Origin of the sequence: Endozoicomonas sp. ONNA2 (genome assembly GCF_024606365.1) — a bacterium.
Classification (GTDB): domain Bacteria; phylum Pseudomonadota; class Gammaproteobacteria; order Pseudomonadales; family Endozoicomonadaceae; genus Endozoicomonas.
Genome location: NZ_JAHHPO010000529.1, coordinates 1 through 1,479, shown reverse-complemented (window position 1 = coordinate 1,479; position 1,479 = coordinate 1). Strand labels below are relative to the sequence as shown.

Below are 1,479 nucleotides of genomic sequence, written 5' to 3'. Positions count from 1 at the left end.
CATGATTTTCTGGCCAGTCTGTCGTCAGGATAAACGGTGTTTTCTGAAACCTGCCCGCAGTGGGTAACATGAACCCAGATGACTGCGCTACTTGTATTGAACAAATAGAGCCAGAGACAGTCTTATAAGTGAATAACTTCAGTCTTTATATATCGGCGCTCGTATATATGAATAGTGATGACGTTCATTTCAACTATGCCCATTCATCGGCTCGTTATCGGGAAAAAAAATACTGCAGGACTGACTCCGGGAATAGGCCTTGTTTTAATCGGTCAGTAAGCCACATACCACCGTCACAAGGGACGTCAAAAACAGCGCCCGGGTATCTGTCCCGGAGTTCGAACACCTCTGACAACCGACTTCCAAAGGTCGTTGAGGATTTTCAAATCAGTCTCTCCAGCACCGATCAATCGGACGCTGCTGCAACAGGCGCTGCTGCAACAGGCGCTGCTGCAACAGGCGCTGCTGCAATAGATGGTGGACATTGGCTCAATTCCCGCGAAATGTCATTATTTGATCAGTCAGAGTCTGAATGGGTATTGCAAAAACCAAGAAAAAAAAAGTCTGACACTGTGAATGCCAACAGCGCCTCTCATTCGGTTGCAGGCGATCATCGATGGGATAATATTCAGCGTATCGATCAAGGCTTCACTGCTTTAAGTGCGGGTAATAATGAACAAGCGCTCAAAATAGCAGATGAACTGGAAGAACTATTAAAAGTCCATGGCAACTTGAGTCTGCGTAACTGTCGACGTGTATACCAACTCAAGGCAAGAGCCCTCTTTAAACTGGGCAGATTTGATGATTGCCTGCAAGCAATAGGGCAGTTGAAGCGTCCCCTTGACAAGGGGATGCTGTTCACAAGGGGCAGGGTACTTCAAGCGACACACCGCTTTTGCGAAGCACTGCCAATTTTTAAGGAGCTTTATATAAATCACTCAAAAAGTAACAAGAATAAAAAAGTTAACGGTCTTGCACTTGGTCGGCTATACGAGGACATGGGACTGGGTCAGGAGGCACTGACGATCTTCAGGAAGCTGCGCACCGACCTCTCGGGGCATGAAGACATACCCTGCAACAACAGGGTCATAGAGTTAACCCTTGGTCGGTTATATAACAAGATGGGACGGCACCGGGAGGCTCTGACGATCTTTAAAAAGCTGCGCACGGATTGCTCCGGGTATGAATACACTCCCTGCAACGACAAGGACATTGAATTGGCCCTTGGTCGCTTATACCAGGACATGGGACTTCATCAGGAGGCGCTGACGATTTTTATTAAGCTGCGCACTGATCGCTCCGGGCATGAAAACACACCCTGCAACGACAAGGAAATTGAACTGGCCCTTGGCCGACAATACCAGTACATGGCACGGCATGAGGAGGCGCTGATGACCTTTGGGAAGCTGCATGCCAACCGCTGTGGGCATGAAGATACTCCCTGTAGCGACAAGGACATAGCGTTAACTCTTGGTCGGC

At 48.5% G+C, this 1,479-nt stretch carries 1 protein-coding gene; it reads left to right on the top strand.

The window, feature by feature from the left end; translation table 11 throughout:
- Nucleotides 1–167: 167 nt before the first annotated feature.
- Nucleotides 168–1,479, top strand: a 1,312-nt coding sequence (locus tag KDK14_RS09365) for a lipopolysaccharide assembly protein LapB (RefSeq protein ID WP_257264833.1), incomplete at its 3' end; no start/stop codon positions are given.